Here is a 17,784-nt window from a genome sequence, read left to right as displayed (position 1 = left end):
ACCTACGTCACATCAAGAGCATCTGCATTGGAAGCTTTTAAATCATTCCGCGCTCCTTTGCCCCCCACCCTACACCAGGATTGAATATTGATAGGTGTAGGTTGGGCCTTGGCCCAACATGGTATTGGCATCCAGCGAATTGTTGGGCCAAGGCCCAACCTACGTCACATCAAGAATATTAGTCTTTCGTAATCGTGGTTTCGCCAGGTGCGTTAACGGTGATAGTGTAACCGTTGGCAGACAGTCTGGAAGGGGTGATTTCACCACTTTCTACGTTCAGATAAACCGTGCCCAGCTCAATGGGAGAGGATGTATCGGTGGCCATTTTAATGATGGCAGGACATTTCCCTTCAACCGTGTGTCCATAACAGGCCATGTTGACGATGAACCAGGATACCATATTGGTTGAGTTAGGTTTGGATGGAGAAGGGGAGGCCATACCGGCAACGAATGCATTGGATTCGACGTCGGTCAGGTTATGAGTAATCAGGTATTGTGGTGAGGCCATTGCGGCAGAACTGCCCAGACAGATTGTCAATGCGGCGGTCAGGTGTTTGAATCTATTCATTGGTGTTGCTCCTTGAGTGAAAAAATCAGGGTACACTATAATGGAAGGTATCTGGGCTGACAAGCGTCAAAAAAATGTAAAGAATTTCTGAATGAAAAATTGTAAGCCTTTTGCTGTGATATCTTCTAATTGGTTTTAATTTTTAGTGAGGTCATGAGATGTCGATCGATCAAAACGATTTAAAAAAACGTCAGGAAAAAGATCGCCTCGAAAAAGAGGCCCTTGAGAAACAACGTCAGGAAGAAGAACGCGCATTTCTTATGCAGGCTGCTTCACCCTCTTCACCTGCCTCCCTTGATTTGGTTGGAACAGAAGACGAAGAGAATACGCAGGACACACAACTGCAGTCAATCAGGATTAAAGCAGCAGACTCTGCCTGGTCATCAGACTGGGAGTTAATGGTTGAAGACTATAAAAAGCTTTATGGTGAGCCTGCAGAGAATAATTGCCTCGTCTTTCCAACCCGTGAAGCCGCGATTAGTTTTCTCAAAGAGCAGGCAACAGCAACGCCACCACGTAAATTTTTGGCTATTGAACTGGGCCCCGATGGCAAACCTACCGGGGATAATTTTTTTTCCTGTGGGAACGGCACACTTTATCAAGGCAGTCTACAACAGATCCAGCAGCAGGTGCAGGCCGATCTGAATAAAAATCCGGAAGACGGGAATCTTAAAACAGGCCTCGATAAAATTACAGCAGAATTGGCCAAACGTAACCCGACAAGCCGTTTCAAGGATAGATTGCATGGGGAAAAAAATAAGGATGCGGCCCCGGATTCTGATCTATCCAATGACCTCGACTCTCAAAGACCAGCACAAGGGGCTGGCAGCATGTGATATCGTTTTGAACCCGTATTACGCTATCGCTGATACGGGCTACATTGCCAGCTTGAACTGCTCCCAGTACCGGTTATATAGCATCAGCGTATCTTCGCCTACGTCACGCTGAAAATGGCCTCGTTGCAGTACCTCAGCTGGCGGATACACGGTTGTGTCATGTTTGATGGCATCGGGCAGTAATTCGATGCCTTTGGCATTAGTAATGGCGTGACCTTCTACAAGAGCGATGGTCGCACTGCTTTGTGGCTTCAGGATAAAATTAATAAAGCGAAGAGCTTCTCTGCGATGCGGCGGATTTTTGGGTATGGCCAGGCAATCGACCCAGATCACGAAGCCTTCTTTAGGGAAAATAAAACGGATATCCTTATTTTCTGCCTGAGCTTTTATCGCGTCACCACTCCAGGCAGTGCCAATAGACGCATCTTCGTCGATCATGATTGCCTGAACGCTCTCGCTGGCAAATAATTTAATGTTAGGAACCAGTTTTAATAAATGCTCATAGGCCTGCCTGATGTGGTCCGGGTTCGTATCGTTTGGGTCAAGACCCAGACTTAACAGCGCCATGGCGAATATTTCGCGAGAATCATCCAGCAGCATCAACTGGTTTTTCCAGCGGCTGTTCCAAAAGCCACTCCATGTGCTGGGCGGGTTCCTGACGTTGTTTTGATTGTAAAACAGGCCAGTGGTCCCCCAGATAATGGGAATGCTGTATTGATTGCCAGGATCGAAATCACTGCTTTGAAAAGCGCCTGCCAGATTGACCAGCTCTGGTAACGCCTGCGCATCAATCTTTTCCAGCATATTCTGTTTTCTCATCCGCTCCACAAAATAGCCTGAGGGAACAATGACATCATAAATCGGACGGCTGCTCGCCTTTAATTTGGCGAACATGGTTTCGTTGCTGTCATAGGTTGAAAAGTTGACGTGTATTCCGGTTTCGGCCTCAAAGGCCTGAATCACCTGTTTGGGAATTTCACCGCCCCAGGTATAGACATTGACCACGGGAGTTGCCGAGAGGCTTAATGAAGAGAGTAATCCGGCCAGCAGGGCCAAACGTTTTATCATGGTGTTTTCCTTGACAGGCGATGAGAAATAATCACCATCACCATAGATAAACCAAAGGTAATCGAGCACAGTGCGTTAAGTTCCGGGGTAACGCCTGCGCGTACCAGAGAATAAATGGCCAGCGGTAAAATGGTGAAATCCGGACCGGCAACAAAATAACTGATAATGACGTCATCAAAGGACATGGTAAAACTGAGCAGGAACGCACTCAGTACCGCAGGCCAGAGCAACGGCAACAAAATACGTTTCAAAGCCAGGTAGCGGCTGGCCCCCAAATCCAGAGCGCTGAAATACAGATTAGGATCCAGGGTCGTTATTCTGGCGTTTATGGTCAATACCACGAATGGAATGCAAAAGGTAATATGCGCAATCAGCAGGCTGAAAAAACCCAGTGGAATCTGGCAGATATTAAAGAAAATCAACAAAGCCACACCCAAAACCAAATCGGGAATAATGACAAGCACCAGCAAAAGCATATACAGCGATTGTTTTTTCCGGCGCAGCAAAAACAGGTTTACACAGGTGAGCAGCCCCATCAGGGTGGCAATCACGGCAGAGCAAAGCCCCAGACTGACCGAGTTGAAAAAGGCTTCCCATAAGGCTCTGTCCTGAAACAGCTCGGCGTACCAGCGCGTGGAGAAACCCTGCCACAGCAGGGAAAATCTGGCCTGGTTAACCGAGTAGAGCAGCAGAATCAGAATGGGTGCGTAGAGCAGAGCCAGCACCATCCCAACAAACAGGCGTTGTCCGTTTTTTTTCATGACAGACTCGCCTTGTTCTGTCGCCGATAGCAAATCAGCAATACCAGCAGAATAGCGGTGAGTACGGTGCTGGTCGCAGCACCCTGCGGCCAGTCTTCGAGTACAAGGAATTGATTTTGAATCAGATTACCCAGCAGAATCGAACGCGCACCACCCAGCACATTGGGAATATAAAACAAGGTCATGGCGGGCAGAAAAACGAGAATACAGCCTGAAATAACGCCCACGGCGGTATTGGGGAGAAACACGCGGGTGAATATTGCCCAGCGGTTGGCGCCCAGATCTCTGGCTGCCTCAATCAGTCGAAAATCAAAGCGCTCCATGTTGGTCACAATGGGCAACACCATGAAAGGGAACAAATTGTAAACAAGACCCGTGATGACAGCAAAATTGCTGTAAAGCAGGGAGAGAGGGGCGTCAATCAGATGCCATTTAAGCAACAGTGCATTCAGCAGACCCTTGTATTTTAAAATTGCGATGAGCGCGTAGGTTCGTATCAGCGAACTGGTCCAGAACGGAATAATAATCAAGACCAGCAGCAGCGACCGATGACGCGATTTGATCATAAAGTAGCTGAAGGGATAGGCAATGAGCAGACACAGAACCGTAGTGAGCAGAGCTATCAACAGCGAACGCAGTAGAATTTTGGCAAAAACGGGCGTAAAAAGGGCCATGTAGTTTGTCAGGGTCAGCGGCAGGGCCACAAGACTGGTGCTGTCTTTTGATAACAGGCTGACGCCTATGACCATGCATAACGGCAGCAGGCTGAACAGCAGTAGCCAGAAGTACAGGACAAACAAGGCGTAGGATTTAGTCTTCATAGGCCAGCAGCACCTCCCAGCCCGGCAGCCATTGAACCCATACCGTTTCGTTAACCGAATATTCCAGCTTGTCATCGTCCTCATCAAAAAATTCCGATGCGCTGATGATTTTTCCGGATGCGAGCCTCACCTTGAGATCAACGGTTGAACCCTTGTAGACAATATCTTCGATACGTCCCGGCAACATGCCGTTCGAATCCTCAATTTCAGTGATGCTCCAGACGCGTATGTCTTCGGGCCGGACAATTAAATGCAGCTTGTCAGCGACTTTGAAGTCACCAGTGTTCTGGCAGGTCAGGGATACGTTTTCAACCTTCGTCTGCAGAATGGAACCCTCGATGTGCTCAACGCAGACATCGAATATGTTGGCTTCGCCTATGAAACTCGCTACGTAGCGATTGACAGGTGTTTCGTATACGGCTCTGGGTGTTCCAATCTGTGCAATTTTACCCTGCTTGAGTATCACAATACGATCGGACATGGACAGGGCTTCTTCCTGATCATGCGTGACGAATACAAAGGTCATTTTCAGTGTTTTCTGCAACTGTTTCAGTTCGGACTGCATGGTTTTACGTAAACTGTAATCAAGAGAACTGAGCGGTTCGTCGAGCAGCAGCACCCTGGGCCTGTTTATAATGGCACGGGCAATGGCCACACGTTGCTGCTGGCCGCCACTGAGCTGCTGGATGTTACGCATGGCGAGTGCGTCCAGTTGAACCAGCGACAGCGCTTCCATAACGCGCTCGCGGATTTCATCGTTCGCAACCTGTCTGCAACGCAGAGCGAAAGCTACGTTTTCGAACACAGACAGATGCGGGAACAGAGCATAGCTTTGAAAAACCGTGTGTACGTCGCGACGTTGAGGAGGCAGATCGTTGACGCGCTCGCCACCAATAAAAATGTCGCCTTCGTCGGGTTGTTCAAAACCGGAAATCAAACGCAGCAGGGTCGTTTTACCACAGCCTGATGGCCCCAGCAGCGTCAGAAATTCGCCATCGTAGATGGACAGGGAAAGGTTATCAAGAATTAAAGCGCTGCCATACGACTTGTTAACGTGCCGTATGTCAATCAGAGGTTCTGTCATGGGCGGATTCGTAGTAAAAGTGTGCGATTATGCGTATTATGCCATAATTTGTCCATATTATTAAAACGATGCAACGGATTGCGGGCGATCCTGAGTGCTGCAGATTTCAGATATGCCGCCGTTGTTGCATATGACCATGCCGGTAGACGAATCAATATCAAGCACACCACCCTGCCATACGCAGCAGCCCTGAACATGATCCATGTCCATCACCGCATGGCGATCGCAGTAACACGAGGAATACGCACCGTTTTTACACACCAGGCGTCCCGCCGATGAATCGCAGTATTGAACGCCACCCATGCCGCCACAACAGCGATCGCAGGTTTGCGGGCAATTGTTTTCCTTGACGCAGGAGCCGCAGTTGCTGGCATGCACGAGGCTGAACGTGAGCAGGAGCAGGCAGGATATCAGCAGTCGGGTCAGTAGGGACATGGTGTATTTATCCAGATGATAATAGCATGATAGCAGAGACATTTTTTTCAGAATAACGGTTTTCAGACTAATTATCCATACTTTCCTCAATCAACAAATCAACCGATTCAATTTTTTGAAAACGCTGCGAGATTTTTTTAGCCGAGGTGCTCACTTCGCTCACATCCTGATGCGCCATATCAATGTGTCTGGATAATTTTTCCATTCGCTTGTCAAAGCGTTGAAAGTCATCAGCCAGAGAATGCAGGTGCTTTTGAATGATATGAACCTGCTTACGGGTGGCATCATCCTTGAGTACAGCGCGCGCGGTGGTGAGAACCGCCATCAGGGTGCTGGGTGAGACAATCCAGACTCTCAATCGTTGGGACAGAGCAATCAATTCTGGATAATTGGCGTGAATTTCGGCAAAGATGGATTCCGCCGGGATAAACATCACGGCACCATCCGTGGTTTCGTTAGGAATAATGTATTTTTCAGCAATGTCCTTGATGTGCTTTTGCACGTCCTGACGGAACTGCTGCTGCAGGGCTTTCTTTTCCATGGGAGCGTCTTTGTTACAGCCCATCAGTTTTTGATAGGTTTCCAGAGGAAACTTCGCATCGATTACGATGTTACCTGTTGGTTCCGGCAGGAGCAGCACGCAGTCCGCACGTTTTTGATTGCTGAGGGTGTGCTGCAGGCTGTAATGAGAACTGGGGATGAGGTTGGCAATCAGGCTGGTCAGCTGCACCTCACCGAAGGCACCGCGCGCCTGTTTGTCGACCAGGATGTCCTGCAGACTGACCACGTGCGTAGACAGCTCGTTAATTTTTTTCTGTGCTTCGTCAATCATGGTCAGACGTACTACCACGTCGGTAAAGGTCGCCGATGTTTTTTCAAATCCTTCCGTCAGCTTATGATTAACCTGTTGCGTCAGGCTGTGCAGATGATTGCGTATTTCTTCAGTCAGAGTCTGCAGGTGCGAGGTCAGTGAGCCGGAGTGCTGGGCAAAGCTGTGACTCATCTGTTCGCGCACATCGGTCATGTGTTGCTGTACCGTCTTGCCAATCATCACCTGACTGTTCATCTGCCCCTGAGAAATCTGTTCATGAATGCGTAACTGGCTGTTTTGAAAGCTTTCATTCAATTCGCGTTGTACACGATGCAGTTCGCCTGTCAGGTATTGCTGATTTTTTTCATTCTGATCCTGCAGGCGTCCCTGACGAATAAACAGGAGGCCGACCACCATAAACAACAGGGCGAGCCCGCAGGCCACGCCCTGTAACAGAGACATTTCAAGTAATATAACAGGCATGCTTACCTTATTTTGCTGATATCCGTCGGCATGTTGTATTCATATACCGGCTTTATCTGTCCGTAATCGACGAGTGTGATGGATGCCAGATAATAAGGGGGCTTATAGCTATTTGCAATCTCTGGGGAGAGGGAAAAGCTGATTTGAGATTTGCCGGGATTTAACCAGGCCGCAGAATGCACCGTTTCAACCGCTTCGCGTTTCCCGTGCTTATTTGTGGCCAGAAAGACGGCCTGCAGCGAATAACGGCTGGCCGTGGCCACGTTAATGGTCGCAGTGAAATGCTGGCTGCTGTTTTTCTGTGTATTAATCTCGGTAATAGCGGCGGAGGGGATGGAATAGGAAATGGCACTGTGAACATGGCGGAGTACTTCGCTGTCAGCGAGCATGGTCGACACATCGGCTTCAATATACCAGTTCTTGCCGGCCGGGTTTTTTTCATTTTTGATTTGAGTATGGGCAACGTAGGTATCCCATCGCTCCCTTTTCAGCGTTAATGGCAGAGTATCGCCATCCGGGCCAATCAGTGTCGCGGTTATTTCATCGATGGGATATCCGTAGGCCGAGTCGTGAAGGCGAAACGTGATAGTCAGCTCTTCGCCATACTGGTAGTGGGATTTATCCGTTGTTACCTGCAGATAGGTATCGGACCCCTGATCCAGCACCTGAACGACGTAGCGATCGTCGGGCTTACCATCGGGTTGTTGTGCCGTAAGAAGGAATCGGCCGGCTCCCAGTTCAGGTTTCAGCTGAAACAGGGCCAGATTCTGGCTGGTAAATTCTGAGTCGGCCAGTGCCTGTTGCAGCGCCAGGTCCGATGCTGCCTCCTTAATGGAATATTGGCTCTGATTCTTTTGAATACGGAAGTCAGGTCTGCTCTGTGCCTCCGTATTGCTCAATGGGCTGATGCTGATGACTGCGCCGGCCGCACGGGTGGGCAGGGCAATGCCCTGGCGCAACTGAGCAAGCGTGGTGACGATACGATATTTACGGCTTTCACGCACCTGAGGTTTTATGGTTTGTGCCACAGAATCGCCTTGAATTCGCCAGCTTGAAGACAGGGGATCATGCGATAAAGACTCACAGGCCTGGCATTCGTAGGGGTGAACCGGGCTGTCCGGTAAGGTCATCGCCTGTGCCTGCGTGCTCAGCGAGGCGGCTAAGAATAGATAAACAGGTTTCATTGTGACGCTCCTTGTTTCAAGAGATCCTGACGCAGAATTCTTTCCAGGCCAAAACAGCTGTGTCGGCTCTGGCTGTGACTGAGCGGCGTTTGATCATCTGTTTTATCCACATCCACAAACCACAGACGTCCTGCTGCGCGTTGTGAGCTGCAATTAAGAAATCCGTCTGAGCAGTCTTCAAGATAAAGTCGGGTCAGCTTCAGACCGACGTTTAATGTGTAGCCGTTGCAATAGCTCGCTCCGGAAAAGGGAGACGAAATAACGTCACTGCCAACCACGATGCGGAAAGGCACCGGCAGAGTAGGGCGGCCCGGGCTGCCGAACAACACTTCCTGGTTATACACGGCCATGTCCCCAACGCGCTGCTGCCTGACAGAATCATTACGATAACCAACCAGCCAGGCCAGTGATTCGGAGAAGATGCTGCCATCAATTACCTCATCGGCCAGGGGCGTACCGCCACTGGATGGTGCAAGAGCAATCACCTCGGCAATGTTCTCACGAAGGCTGGCAAAGCGCGGATCGAATGTTGGGTTGGATAAAATCCAGCGAATCACGTTACCGCCATTGGAATGGGTATACACCACAAGGCGGTTGATTTTTTTCTTTTCAATGAATGCCAGCAGCTGATCCGCGACACAGCCAGAAGCCTCCTCGCTCCACATGCTGTGACGAAAATCGCAGGCAACGACCAGGTGGTTATCAATGTCTGGAAGGATGCTGCTCATCATGTCGAGAAAGTCACGTTTCCAGTAGCCCCCATCGGCATCCTCACGATGATCATTCGTGCCATGTATAAAAGCGATACCCAGATTGACAGGCGCCGTATTTGCCCAGATTAAGGTATTGAAAAAAAAGGATATAAAACAGACTGTCAAACGAAGCAGGTTCATTTCCCTGAAGCCTTGTCCTGTTGAAGAGGCTGATATCTATAACATATTCCGAATTGATTCATCAAGTGGAAATTGGCTGTTCTGCTATGGCAAGACCAGTGGTACACTTTTTCCTTTATTGATGAAACAGGGTGTTATGACTGTGGAAGATGCGCTGACAAAAATTGAGGAACTGCGGCAGAAAATCCGGATGTACGATTATTATTATTACGTGCTTGATGAGCTGTTGATCCCGGATGCGGAATACGATCGTCTGTTTAGACAATTGCAGGATCTGGAACGGCAGCACCCTGACTTCGTGACGGAGGATTCACCAACGCAACGCGTCGGTGGACAGCCGGCGGGTGCCTTTGAGCCCGTGCAGCACAGGCAGGCGATGCTGTCCTTGAATAATGTGTTTTCAACGGAAGAGCTGCAGGCGTTTATCAAACGCGTGGCGGATAAGATTGAGTCCAGAGAAGACGGCTTGTTATTCACCTGTGAACCCAAGCTGGATGGTCTGGCCGTGAACCTGACCTATGAAAACGGCATCCTGAAACACGCCGCCACACGTGGCGATGGCACAACAGGTGAGAACATCAGCGCCAACATCAGGACCATTGCATCGGTTCCCTTGAAATTACTGACCGACAAGGCACCGGAACTGGTTGAAGTACGCGGTGAAGTGTATATGCCCAAGGCTGGCTTTGAAGCATTCAATGAGCGCGCCCGGCAGAACGGTGACAAATTGTTCGCCAATCCCAGGAACGCCGCCGCCGGCAGTCTGCGTCAGCTGAACCCTCAGATTACGGCGACGCGCCCGCTGGCTATTTATTGTTATGGCATTGGCGCTTACGAAGGCGATAGTCTGCCTGACAGTCATTATGAACAATTGCAGCTGTTGCAGGCGTGGGGATTTCGAGTGTCGGCTGAAAGCAGACAGGTCAGGGGGCTGGCCGGATGCCTTGAATATTACGAGAGCATGCTGGAAAAACGCAGCCGCCTGCCTTATGAAATCGACGGGGTTGTGTACAAGCTGGACAGCCTTCGTTTACAGGATATCCTCGGTTATGTGGCCCGGGCTCCGCGTTTTGCCTGCGCGCACAAGTTTCCGGCCAGCGAGGAAATGACCCAGGTTCTGGCTGTTGATTTTCAGGTTGGACGCACGGGCGCCATTACACCGGTTGCCCGTCTGAAGCCTGTTTCAGTAGCCGGTGTGACCGTCAGCAATGCAACGCTGCATAATATGGATGAAATCGAGCGTAAAGGGATTTTAATTGGCGATACGGTCATCATTCGGCGGGCGGGGGATGTGATCCCGGAAGTGGTGTCGGTTATCCTCGATAAACGACCCGCCGATGCGCATCCTGTCGTCCTGCCCGTTCATTGTCCTGTGTGCGGCGCTGACGTGGTGCGAACGGAAGCCGAGGCCGTGGCACGGTGTACCGGAGGCCTGTTTTGTGCGGCTCAGTTAAAGCGAATGATCTGGCATTTCGCCTCGCGCAAAGCCATGGCGATTGATGGACTGGGGCAGGGGATTATCGATTCGCTGGTTGAAAATAAGCGGATTCGAGACGTATCTGATTTATATAATCAGACCGTACAGAGCCTGGCTGACTTGCCGCGCATGGGGCTGAAATCGGCAGAAAATCTGATCCAGGCGCTGGAGCAGAGTAAACAGACCACCTTTAAACGATTTTTATATGCCCTCGGTATTCGTGAAATTGGTGAGGTGAGCGCGGGCGTTCTGGCAACGGAATTCAGAGACATCAGCGCACTGAAAAACGCCTCGCTGGAGGAGTTAATGGCTCTGAAAGACATAGGACCGGTTGGCGCCTCCTACGTCGTCCATTTTTTTGCGCAGGCACACAACCTGGAAATTGTGGACAAGCTTCTGGCCTATGGTATTCATTGGCCCGTGGAGGAACGAAAGGTGCTGGATGAACAGCATCCGCTGTTTGGTAAAACGGTGGTCATCACCGGTACGCTTGCATCCATGGCGCGTGATGAGGCGAAGCAGCGCCTGGAGGCGGCCGGCGCCAAAGTGACCGGCAGCGTGTCCGCCAAAACAGATTATCTTCTCGCCGGAGCAGAGGCAGGATCCAAGCTGGATAAGGCCATGCAGCTGGGCGTGAGTATTTTATCAGAAGAAGACTTCCTTAATCTGGTTGGTTCATCGTAAGATGTTGGCACGTATTTTGCTGTGAAGACGATGGTATAGGATTTACTCAGCTACGGAGCGGTATGAAAATAGAGACAGGGATGCTGGATAGTCTGGCTGTGTTGACCACTCAGACTGTGGTTAATGACACGCCGTTACTTGTTTTTCGTGATGTGTTAGTAAATGAAAAACCGGTGGAACAGGAATATGATGACAGGAGCGCGCTCGATCAGCCTGTGACGAGCCCTGCCCCTGATATGTCACTGTGTTACGTCAATACCATGCTGGCGCTGCAATCGGGAACGTCGGCTGAGCCGGGCGACGAAATGGCGGAGTCGAATCCCGTCCCGACGTTTAGCGCAGAAACAACGGGTCAGACTCGCGGGCTTGCGGAGCCGGCTCAGAAAGACAGTACAAATAGTCAGGACAGCCTCAGCGAAGGCCTGAATCCCGGTCCTGTCCCGATCCTGGCGAGTCTTTCGCTGGTTCAGGACGAAGGTATCAGACTTATCAACAATCAAGGTGAGCGTGCGCTATCCGCTGACGTTCAGCCCATGGAGCCTGTTCCTTTGGTTCGGGAAGAAAGTGTCAGGCTGGCTGACACAGACCGTGGGCGCATGGCATCCGTTGCGGTTCAACCCGAGGAAAATCCTGATCTGGCTCAGAATGTTCGTATCAGTCTGGCTGACAATAGCCGTGAACGTGCGGTATCTGTTCCTGTTCAACCCGATGTACGTCTTGCTCTGACTCAGAACGAGCGCATCAGAATGGCTGACAATAGCAGCGAACCCGCGGCACCCATTCCAGATCAATCCATGGAGCGCCGTCCTCTGACCCAGGTAGAGGGTATCAGGTTTAGCAGCAGTGACCTTGCAGGCACCGCTTCGGTTCCCGTTTCCCCCGAAGAACGTCTTTCTTCGGCTCAGAGCGAACGCATCAGGTTTACGGACAACGACAGCGGGCGTGCGGTATTCGTTGCAGCGCAATCCGAGGAGAGTCTTCCTCTGGTCCGGAACGAACGCTTGGCACCCGTTGCTGCTCAACCCACGGAACGTCCTTCCCTGACACAGGACGAGGGCATCCAATTCTCTGGCAGCTCGCTGCCCGTCACTGTTCAACCCATGGAGCATCTCTCTTTGGTGCAGGATGAGAGCATCAGGTTCTCGGGCATAGAATCTGAGCCCGCAGCCCCCGTTGCTCTTCAGCCACAGGAAACGGTTTCTCCTGTGCCGGATTTTGCGAAAGAACTCACGCAGCCGAGACCAATTCAGAAACAGCCGGTTCAGTCCGTTGCCCAGCATGAAAATCTGCGCATTCCCGTCTCGCTGGCTGTTCAGCATCAGGACACGCTTCGTGTGGCTCAGGACAGAACTCCGACTATCCTGGCCCCTCAGTTGGAACAGCCCGTGCCCACGGCTATTCAGCATCAGCCACTCCATCGCCTCAGTCAGGACAGAGAGCCCGTCCCTCTAACCGTGCAGGCAGAGGATTTTTCACTGCCGCCTGCCGGATTAACGCAATGGATCCACGAGGCGGTTAACAGCGCACGCCAGCAGGACAGCGCCGTCAATGCCTTGAATAAATCAGGAGATGACTTAAACGGGGTTCAAACAATTAATAAGTCGTCATTCGAGCACCATCCGCCTGAATCCTTGCCGGCTGTCGATACGATGGTCAGCAATGTCGCCGATTTTTTTAATAAAAAACTGGAGCTGGCCGGACAAAATAACCTGAAAACCCCGGTGGATTTTCGGGCCGGGCTCGATCAGCCATTAGACGGCAGTCAGGCACCGGCATCTTTTAAATACAATCCCGGCAGCCTGGCCCGCTCACTCAGCGTGGACGGCTATCACGCCCGGATAAGCCTTCATCCCGCTGATTTGGGGCATATCACAGCCGATATTCAGGTTAACAATGGCACGACCGAATTAAGGCTGTCTACCGAAACGGCTCAGGTTCGACAGTTTGTTGAATCGCATTTGCAATCGCTGCGCGATTCGTTTCAGACAATGAATATTCAGCTGGGTGACGTCCAGGTGCAGGAGCATGCCAGCTCGAGCCACCAGGGCGATGCGCAAAAAAGACAGGACGACGCGCGACACAGCGCTTACCGTCAGGAAACGCCGGAACGGCAGGAGCCACGGCAAAATCCGCGACGATCAAATGCAATGGTTGATACCTATGCCTGAAAACCTGGCACAGGAATTGCATAAGTCATTGAGGCAGTAAAAAAACATCAGGGAGGTTGTAGATGATTGGCAGTGTTTTTGGATTGGAACAACGGGCGTTAAAGCTTTGCGAGGATAGAGCGGCTTTGCTGGCTGGCAATATTGCCAACTCCAGTACCCCAAATTACAAGTCGCGAGACTTTGATTTTCAGGATGCCATGAAGGAGGTCAGTGTCGGCGCATTGCAGACAACGGACGCCCGGCATCTCAATAATCTGAATACCGCCAATGGCCATAAGCTGTTGTATCGCGTTCCCATGCAGTTAAGTACGGATGAAAACACGGTTGACGATGAGCTGGAACGAAAAAACTTCATACAAAACGCCATCAATTATCAGGCCGGACTCACCTTTGCTCAAAATACCATGGGTAATTTGATGCAGGCTATCAGAGGGGAATAAGATAGTGTATCGATTAGACGGAATTATGAATGTCATGGCCAGCGCGTTGAGCGCTGAAAGCATTCGCATGAATACTACGGCCAGTAACCTGGCCAACGCGGGCAGCATGGGTAACAGCGAAGCCAATACCTATCACAGCAAGCACCCGGTTTTTCAGACCATACAGCATCAGATTGCCGGGCTCGCGACAGGCGACCAGCAAATTGGCGGTGTGCGGGTTTCAGATATCATGACCAGTGATAAACCATTAAGCTGGCATTATGATCCCGATAATCCTCTGGCTGACCAGAACGGTCGTGTGTATATGACGGATGTGGATCCTATCGCGGAAATGACGGATATGATCGCGGCGTCGAAGGAATACTCCGCAGACGTTGAAGTAATGAACACCACGAAAAGTCTGTTGTTAAAAACGATTCGTGCCATGAACACCTGAGAATAAAGAGGGATATTATGTTGGTAAATGAACTGGCTGGCAGCATTGGTAACAGCAACAACGCTACAACGGCACCCCGGGGCACGCAGTTGACTCAGGATGACTTTATTAAACTGTTGATGACGCAAATGAAGCTGCAGACACCACAAAATCCATTTGACAGCAACACCATGATGCAGCAGATGGCACAGCTGACCAATCTGAGTGCGTCTCATGATATGGAGTCTGCCGTTAAATCATTGAACACCAATCTGGGCGCCAGTCAGGTTCTCGCTGCATCGCAGCTGGTCGGTAAAAAAGTACAGGTTGCCCATCAATCAAGCCCTCTTGCCGAAGGCAAGGATTTGCAGGGCTCCGTGGCACTGCCCAGAGATGTTGACAAGCTGACTGTAACTATCTCGGACATGAACGACAGGGTTGTAAAAGTGATTGAGCTGGGGGCTGCGAATGCCGGAATTATCGATTTCAGCTGGAATGGCCTTGATACCAATAATAATCCTTCCGCACCGGGTCTCTACAAGATGTCGGCCAGCGCAGTGATTAATGGAGAAACCGTAGGAATGCCAACGGCAGGTACCTTTAACGTGAACAGCGTGGCGCTGGGTCGTGACGGTGAAGGAGTGATTTTAAATCTTGATGGTATTGGCGGCGTCAATATGAAAGATCTCGTCAAAATACTCTCGTAACAATACAAACGTGATTGAATATAAGGAGATAGACTAATGGGTATGGGAAATATTGCCAATACTGGCATCAAAGCCGCCATGACAAACATGGAAAACATCAGTAATAATATTGCTAACGTAAACACGATTGGATTCAAAAAATCACAAATCAACTTCGCGGACGTTTATGCCAGCAGCTTTGCCAGCAAACAGCAGGTAGGCTTTGGTGTGCAGACACAGGCAATCCGACAGAACTTCTCCATGGGACGAATTGAATCTACTGACAACGGTCTGGATTTGTGTCTCGGTAATGATGGCTTTTTTGTTCAGAAAAACAAGTCTGGCCAGGCTGTCTATACACGAAATGGTCAGTTATCTCTGGATAAAGAAGGTTATCTGGTCGGCAATACGGGTCGTCTGCAGGGCTATCCAGCGGTTAACGGTTCAATTGTTTCGGCTGGCGTTTTAAACGATCTGCAGATCACACAAAATGCGCTGCCAGCCAAAGCCACGACCAATGCGCAATTGGTACTGAATCTGGATGCCAGTTCGGATGTGAAGACAGCGGCTTTCGATGCGACCGATACTACCACTTACAATTTCCGTACCGATACGAGGATATTTGACAGCCTTGGTCAGTCTTATCCCATGTCGGTTTATTATGTCAAAACGGCTGATAACAGCTGGACAGCTCAGGTTATGATGGATACTCAATCCATCGGATCCGGTACCGTCACCTTCCAGAGCAGTGGTGCTCTCGACACCGTCAATGGCCTGGATACCTTGTCCTGGACGCCCACCGGCGGTGCTGCGACACCCCAGCCCCTCGCTATATCACTGACAGACTCCACGCAGTTTTCTGGCGAATCGAAAAAATACAGTGCTGATCAGGATGGCTATGCCGCCGGTGTACCTACCGGTTACCTGATTGATGGCGATGGCAAGATAAACGTCTATTACAGTAATGATCAAAAACAGGTTCAGGGGCAGATTGCTGTTGCACAGTTCAGAGCGCCACAGGGACTCAGCCGTACCGAAAACATGTCCTGGCTTGCTACCAACGAATCCGGAGACCCATTCGTTGATCCTGCGACCAGCATGGGTGCGATTGGTACCAACAAACTGGAATATTCGAATGTTGACCTGACCACAGAGCTTGTGAGTCTGATGGGTGCTCAGCACGATTTTCAGGCGAATGCGCAAGTGGTTCAGACGTATAATCAGGTACTGCAGACTATCGAAAATATCTGATTTTCGCAGTCGGTTGTGCCTTGGTCTTACGATGCTTAACTGAGGTTTTTTATCTTTAGGAACGCATCATTAAGCCAGGGCCCAACCTTTATTGTGCTAACACTTTCAGGATTTGATTTATGGTTGATACAGCATTATTCGTAGGCATGAGCGGTGCAAAGCAATCAATGCGCGCTCTACAGATTATTTCCAACAATCTGGCCAATGCCAACACCGTTGGCTTTCGTGCGGACTATGAAACGATCAAATCGTTTCCTACCAGTTCAGACAAGATGCAGGCGCGTGTTTACAGCGCGTCCAATCGAACCTATTCTGATTTTAAGGCGGGTCCTATCATGGAAACCGGCTCTCCTCTGGACATTGCCCTCAGTGGCCCCGGCTTTATAGCCGTTCAGACCAAAGAAGGTAAGGAAGCCTATACCCGGGCGGGAAATCTGCGCCTGTCACCTCAGGGGCTTTTAATGACCCAGCGCGGTGATATGGTTCTTGGAAGCAGAGGCGTTATCAGTATACCGCCGGCTACCCGGATTCATATTGGCGAACGCGGCATGGTGACCGCTCAGTTGCGTGGGCAGAGCGAACGGGAACAAACCGAAATCGGTCCCATCAAGCTGGTTGAACCGGCTCTGGATCAATTGCACAAGGGCGAAGATGGCTTGTTTTATCTCAGCGACGAAGGCGTTGCCTTAGCTTCGGATAAGGTCAGGATCGTGTCGGGTGCACTGGAAGGAAGCAACGTCGATCCGGTAAAGTCCCTGACTGAAATTATTGATATTTCACGTCAATTTGAGATGCATGCCAAACTGATGCGCTCCATTGAAGAAAACTCAATGAAGTCAAATCAGTTGCTGGAAGTGAGTGAATAGTTATAAAGTAGAGATATTGACATCATATTGATTGATAAAAGGAGTGTAACAGCATGGATCCAGCTTTACGGGTAGCCGAGTCAGGCTTAAAAGCGCAGCATCAGCATATGGGCATTATCAGTAATAATCTTGCCAATGCGAGCACCACGGCATTTAAAAAGAATCGCCCTGAGTTTGAGGATTTGGCCTATGCTATCATTAAGCAACCTGGTTCTAATACCACGGAAATAACAAACGCACCGGCTGGTGTTGTCATGGGAACCGGGGTTAAGCTGGCAGACAACAAGAAAATCTTTACCGAAGGTGCACAGATTCAGACAGATAACGCGATGGATCTGGCTATCGTCGGAAAAGGATTCATGCGCGTCCAGATTCCCAATCAGCCTGACCTCGCCTATACACGTGCTGGCTCTCTGCGCGTTAACGAACAGGGGCAGATTACCATGCCCAATGGTTACGTTATTGATCCTCCCATCACGCTTCCAGAAAATACGCAGAGAATCCAGATCAGCGAGGACGGTATTGTGTCGGTGGTTATTCCTGGCAATACCAATGCCGAGGAAATTGGTCGTATTGAGTTGAGTGATTTTGTGAATCCAGACGGGCTCTTGCCAATCGGTGGTAATTTGTACAAGGAAACCATAGCAAGTGGTAACGCTGTTAATGGGCAGCCCACGGATAATGGATTCGGTCTCATTAAACAGGGGCAGCTGGAATCGTCTAATGTTAACGTAGTTGAGGAAATGGTTAATCTGATCGAAGCGCAGCGTACGTTTGAAGTGACGTCCAAAGCGGTATCAGCGATTGATAAAATGCTGCAAACCATAACTGAGCGAACATAAGCCGGGATACT

Annotated in this window: 18 protein-coding genes; 9 read left to right on the top strand and 9 right to left on the bottom strand. The window is 50.2% G+C overall.

Annotation, left to right across the window (positions count from 1 at the left end; all coding sequences use genetic code 11):
- Positions 1 to 178: 178 nt before the first annotated feature.
- A complete protein-coding gene (locus ACQUTA_RS11745; protein ID WP_444988446.1) occupies positions 179 to 568 on the bottom strand; it encodes a hypothetical protein in 390 nt (129 codons plus the stop codon).
- 158 nt (positions 569 to 726) lie between these two features.
- On the opposite strand from ACQUTA_RS11745, the gene ACQUTA_RS11740 reads away from it, so the two are divergent.
- Positions 727 to 1,404: a hypothetical protein gene (locus ACQUTA_RS11740; protein ID WP_444988445.1), complete on the top strand. Its 678-nt coding sequence runs from the start codon at positions 727 to 729 to the stop codon at positions 1,402 to 1,404.
- A gap of 39 nt (positions 1,405 to 1,443) precedes the next feature.
- Here ACQUTA_RS11740 and ACQUTA_RS11735 read toward each other — a convergent pair whose 3' ends face one another.
- The 8 genes from ACQUTA_RS11735 to ACQUTA_RS11700 form a co-directional block, all read right to left on the bottom strand.
- Positions 1,444 to 2,472 carry an ABC transporter substrate-binding protein gene (locus ACQUTA_RS11735; RefSeq protein ID WP_444988444.1) on the bottom strand — a complete coding sequence of 343 codons (1,029 nt, stop codon included), beginning with the start codon at positions 2,470 to 2,472 and terminating at the stop codon, positions 1,444 to 1,446.
- Positions 2,469 to 3,233, bottom strand: a complete 765-nt coding sequence (locus ACQUTA_RS11730; protein WP_444988443.1) for an ABC transporter permease subunit — start codon at positions 3,231 to 3,233, stop codon at positions 2,469 to 2,471. The genes ACQUTA_RS11735 and ACQUTA_RS11730 overlap by 4 nt, the downstream gene beginning before the upstream one ends.
- Positions 3,230 to 4,054: an ABC transporter permease gene (locus tag ACQUTA_RS11725; RefSeq protein ID WP_444988442.1), complete on the bottom strand. Its 825-nt coding sequence runs from the start codon at positions 4,052 to 4,054 to the stop codon at positions 3,230 to 3,232. The genes ACQUTA_RS11730 and ACQUTA_RS11725 overlap by 4 nt, the downstream gene beginning before the upstream one ends.
- On the bottom strand, positions 4,044 to 5,138 hold the full coding sequence (gene potA, locus ACQUTA_RS11720) for a spermidine/putrescine ABC transporter ATP-binding protein PotA (protein WP_444988441.1): 1,095 nt from the start codon (positions 5,136 to 5,138) through the stop codon (positions 4,044 to 4,046). Before potA ends, ACQUTA_RS11725 begins: the two co-directional genes overlap by 11 nt.
- A gap of 60 nt (positions 5,139 to 5,198) precedes the next feature.
- Positions 5,199 to 5,573 (bottom strand): neurogenic locus notch, encoded by a 375-nt coding sequence (locus tag ACQUTA_RS11715; protein ID WP_444988440.1) that lies wholly within the window; start codon positions 5,571 to 5,573, stop codon positions 5,199 to 5,201.
- A gap of 67 nt (positions 5,574 to 5,640) precedes the next feature.
- Positions 5,641 to 6,867, bottom strand: coding sequence for a DNA recombination protein RmuC (locus tag ACQUTA_RS11710; protein WP_444988439.1), 1,227 nt, complete (start codon positions 6,865 to 6,867; stop codon positions 5,641 to 5,643).
- 2 nt (positions 6,868 to 6,869) lie between these two features.
- On the bottom strand, positions 6,870 to 8,051 hold the full coding sequence (locus ACQUTA_RS11705; protein ID WP_444988438.1) for a DUF4785 domain-containing protein: 1,182 nt from the start codon (positions 8,049 to 8,051) through the stop codon (positions 6,870 to 6,872).
- Positions 8,048 to 8,944 (bottom strand): hypothetical protein, encoded by an 897-nt coding sequence (locus ACQUTA_RS11700; protein ID WP_444988437.1) that lies wholly within the window; start codon positions 8,942 to 8,944, stop codon positions 8,048 to 8,050. Before ACQUTA_RS11700 ends, ACQUTA_RS11705 begins: the two co-directional genes overlap by 4 nt.
- Before the next feature lie 136 nt (positions 8,945 to 9,080).
- Between ACQUTA_RS11700 and ligA the strand changes: the two genes are divergently transcribed.
- From ligA to flgG, 8 genes are all read left to right on the top strand, one after another.
- Positions 9,081 to 11,105, top strand: a complete 2,025-nt coding sequence (ligA, locus tag ACQUTA_RS11695) for an NAD-dependent DNA ligase LigA (RefSeq protein WP_444988436.1) — start codon at positions 9,081 to 9,083, stop codon at positions 11,103 to 11,105.
- Between the two features lie 62 nt (positions 11,106 to 11,167).
- Complete coding sequence (locus tag ACQUTA_RS11690) at positions 11,168 to 13,273, top strand: flagellar hook-length control protein FliK (RefSeq protein WP_444988435.1); 2,106 nt, start codon at positions 11,168 to 11,170, stop codon at positions 13,271 to 13,273.
- Positions 13,274 to 13,335: 62 nt separating this feature from the next.
- Complete coding sequence (gene flgB / locus ACQUTA_RS11685; protein WP_444988434.1) at positions 13,336 to 13,713, top strand: flagellar basal body rod protein FlgB; 378 nt, start codon at positions 13,336 to 13,338, stop codon at positions 13,711 to 13,713.
- A gap of 4 nt (positions 13,714 to 13,717) precedes the next feature.
- On the top strand, positions 13,718 to 14,149 hold the full coding sequence (flgC, locus tag ACQUTA_RS11680; protein WP_444988433.1) for a flagellar basal body rod protein FlgC: 432 nt from the start codon (positions 13,718 to 13,720) through the stop codon (positions 14,147 to 14,149).
- A gap of 17 nt (positions 14,150 to 14,166) precedes the next feature.
- Positions 14,167 to 14,835 (top strand): FlgD immunoglobulin-like domain containing protein, encoded by a 669-nt coding sequence (locus tag ACQUTA_RS11675; RefSeq protein ID WP_444988432.1) that lies wholly within the window; start codon positions 14,167 to 14,169, stop codon positions 14,833 to 14,835.
- Between the two features lie 36 nt (positions 14,836 to 14,871).
- Complete coding sequence (locus ACQUTA_RS11670) at positions 14,872 to 16,065, top strand: flagellar hook protein FlgE (RefSeq protein ID WP_444988431.1); 1,194 nt, start codon at positions 14,872 to 14,874, stop codon at positions 16,063 to 16,065.
- Between the two features lie 119 nt (positions 16,066 to 16,184).
- A complete protein-coding gene (gene flgF, locus ACQUTA_RS11665) occupies positions 16,185 to 16,931 on the top strand; it encodes a flagellar basal-body rod protein FlgF (protein WP_444988430.1) in 747 nt (248 codons plus the stop codon).
- Between the two features lie 53 nt (positions 16,932 to 16,984).
- A complete protein-coding gene (flgG, locus tag ACQUTA_RS11660; protein ID WP_444988429.1) occupies positions 16,985 to 17,773 on the top strand; it encodes a flagellar basal-body rod protein FlgG in 789 nt (262 codons plus the stop codon).
- The last annotated feature ends 11 nt before the right edge of the window (positions 17,774 to 17,784 follow it).

Source organism: Legionella navarrensis, assembly GCF_052527415.1.
This window is presented reverse-complemented; position numbering and strand designations above follow the sequence as displayed.

Excerpts from the sequence above, each read along its gene's own strand:
- ACQUTA_RS11745 (WP_444988446.1), bottom strand. The coding sequence starts at position 568 with ATGAATAGATTCAAACACCTGACCGCCGCATTGACAATCTGTCTGGGC.
- ACQUTA_RS11740 (WP_444988445.1), top strand. The coding sequence starts at position 727 with ATGTCGATCGATCAAAACGATTTAAAAAAACGTCAGGAAAAAGATCGC.
- ACQUTA_RS11735 (WP_444988444.1), bottom strand. The coding sequence starts at position 2,472 with ATGATAAAACGTTTGGCCCTGCTGGCCGGATTACTCTCTTCATTAAGC.
- ACQUTA_RS11730 (WP_444988443.1), bottom strand. The coding sequence starts at position 3,233 with ATGAAAAAAAACGGACAACGCCTGTTTGTTGGGATGGTGCTGGCTCTG.
- ACQUTA_RS11725 (WP_444988442.1), bottom strand. The coding sequence starts at position 4,054 with ATGAAGACTAAATCCTACGCCTTGTTTGTCCTGTACTTCTGGCTACTG.
- potA (WP_444988441.1), bottom strand. The coding sequence starts at position 5,138 with ATGACAGAACCTCTGATTGACATACGGCACGTTAACAAGTCGTATGGC.
- ACQUTA_RS11715 (WP_444988440.1), bottom strand. The coding sequence starts at position 5,573 with ATGTCCCTACTGACCCGACTGCTGATATCCTGCCTGCTCCTGCTCACG.
- ACQUTA_RS11710 (WP_444988439.1), bottom strand. The coding sequence starts at position 6,867 with ATGCCTGTTATATTACTTGAAATGTCTCTGTTACAGGGCGTGGCCTGC.
- ACQUTA_RS11705 (WP_444988438.1), bottom strand. The coding sequence starts at position 8,051 with ATGAAACCTGTTTATCTATTCTTAGCCGCCTCGCTGAGCACGCAGGCA.
- ACQUTA_RS11700 (WP_444988437.1), bottom strand. The coding sequence starts at position 8,944 with ATGAACCTGCTTCGTTTGACAGTCTGTTTTATATCCTTTTTTTTCAAT.
- ligA (WP_444988436.1), top strand. The coding sequence starts at position 9,081 with ATGACTGTGGAAGATGCGCTGACAAAAATTGAGGAACTGCGGCAGAAA.
- ACQUTA_RS11690 (WP_444988435.1), top strand. The coding sequence starts at position 11,168 with ATGAAAATAGAGACAGGGATGCTGGATAGTCTGGCTGTGTTGACCACT.
- flgB (WP_444988434.1), top strand. The coding sequence starts at position 13,336 with ATGATTGGCAGTGTTTTTGGATTGGAACAACGGGCGTTAAAGCTTTGC.
- ACQUTA_RS11675 (WP_444988432.1), top strand. The coding sequence starts at position 14,167 with ATGTTGGTAAATGAACTGGCTGGCAGCATTGGTAACAGCAACAACGCT.
- ACQUTA_RS11670 (WP_444988431.1), top strand. The coding sequence starts at position 14,872 with ATGGGTATGGGAAATATTGCCAATACTGGCATCAAAGCCGCCATGACA.
- flgF (WP_444988430.1), top strand. The coding sequence starts at position 16,185 with ATGGTTGATACAGCATTATTCGTAGGCATGAGCGGTGCAAAGCAATCA.
- flgG (WP_444988429.1), top strand. The coding sequence starts at position 16,985 with ATGGATCCAGCTTTACGGGTAGCCGAGTCAGGCTTAAAAGCGCAGCAT.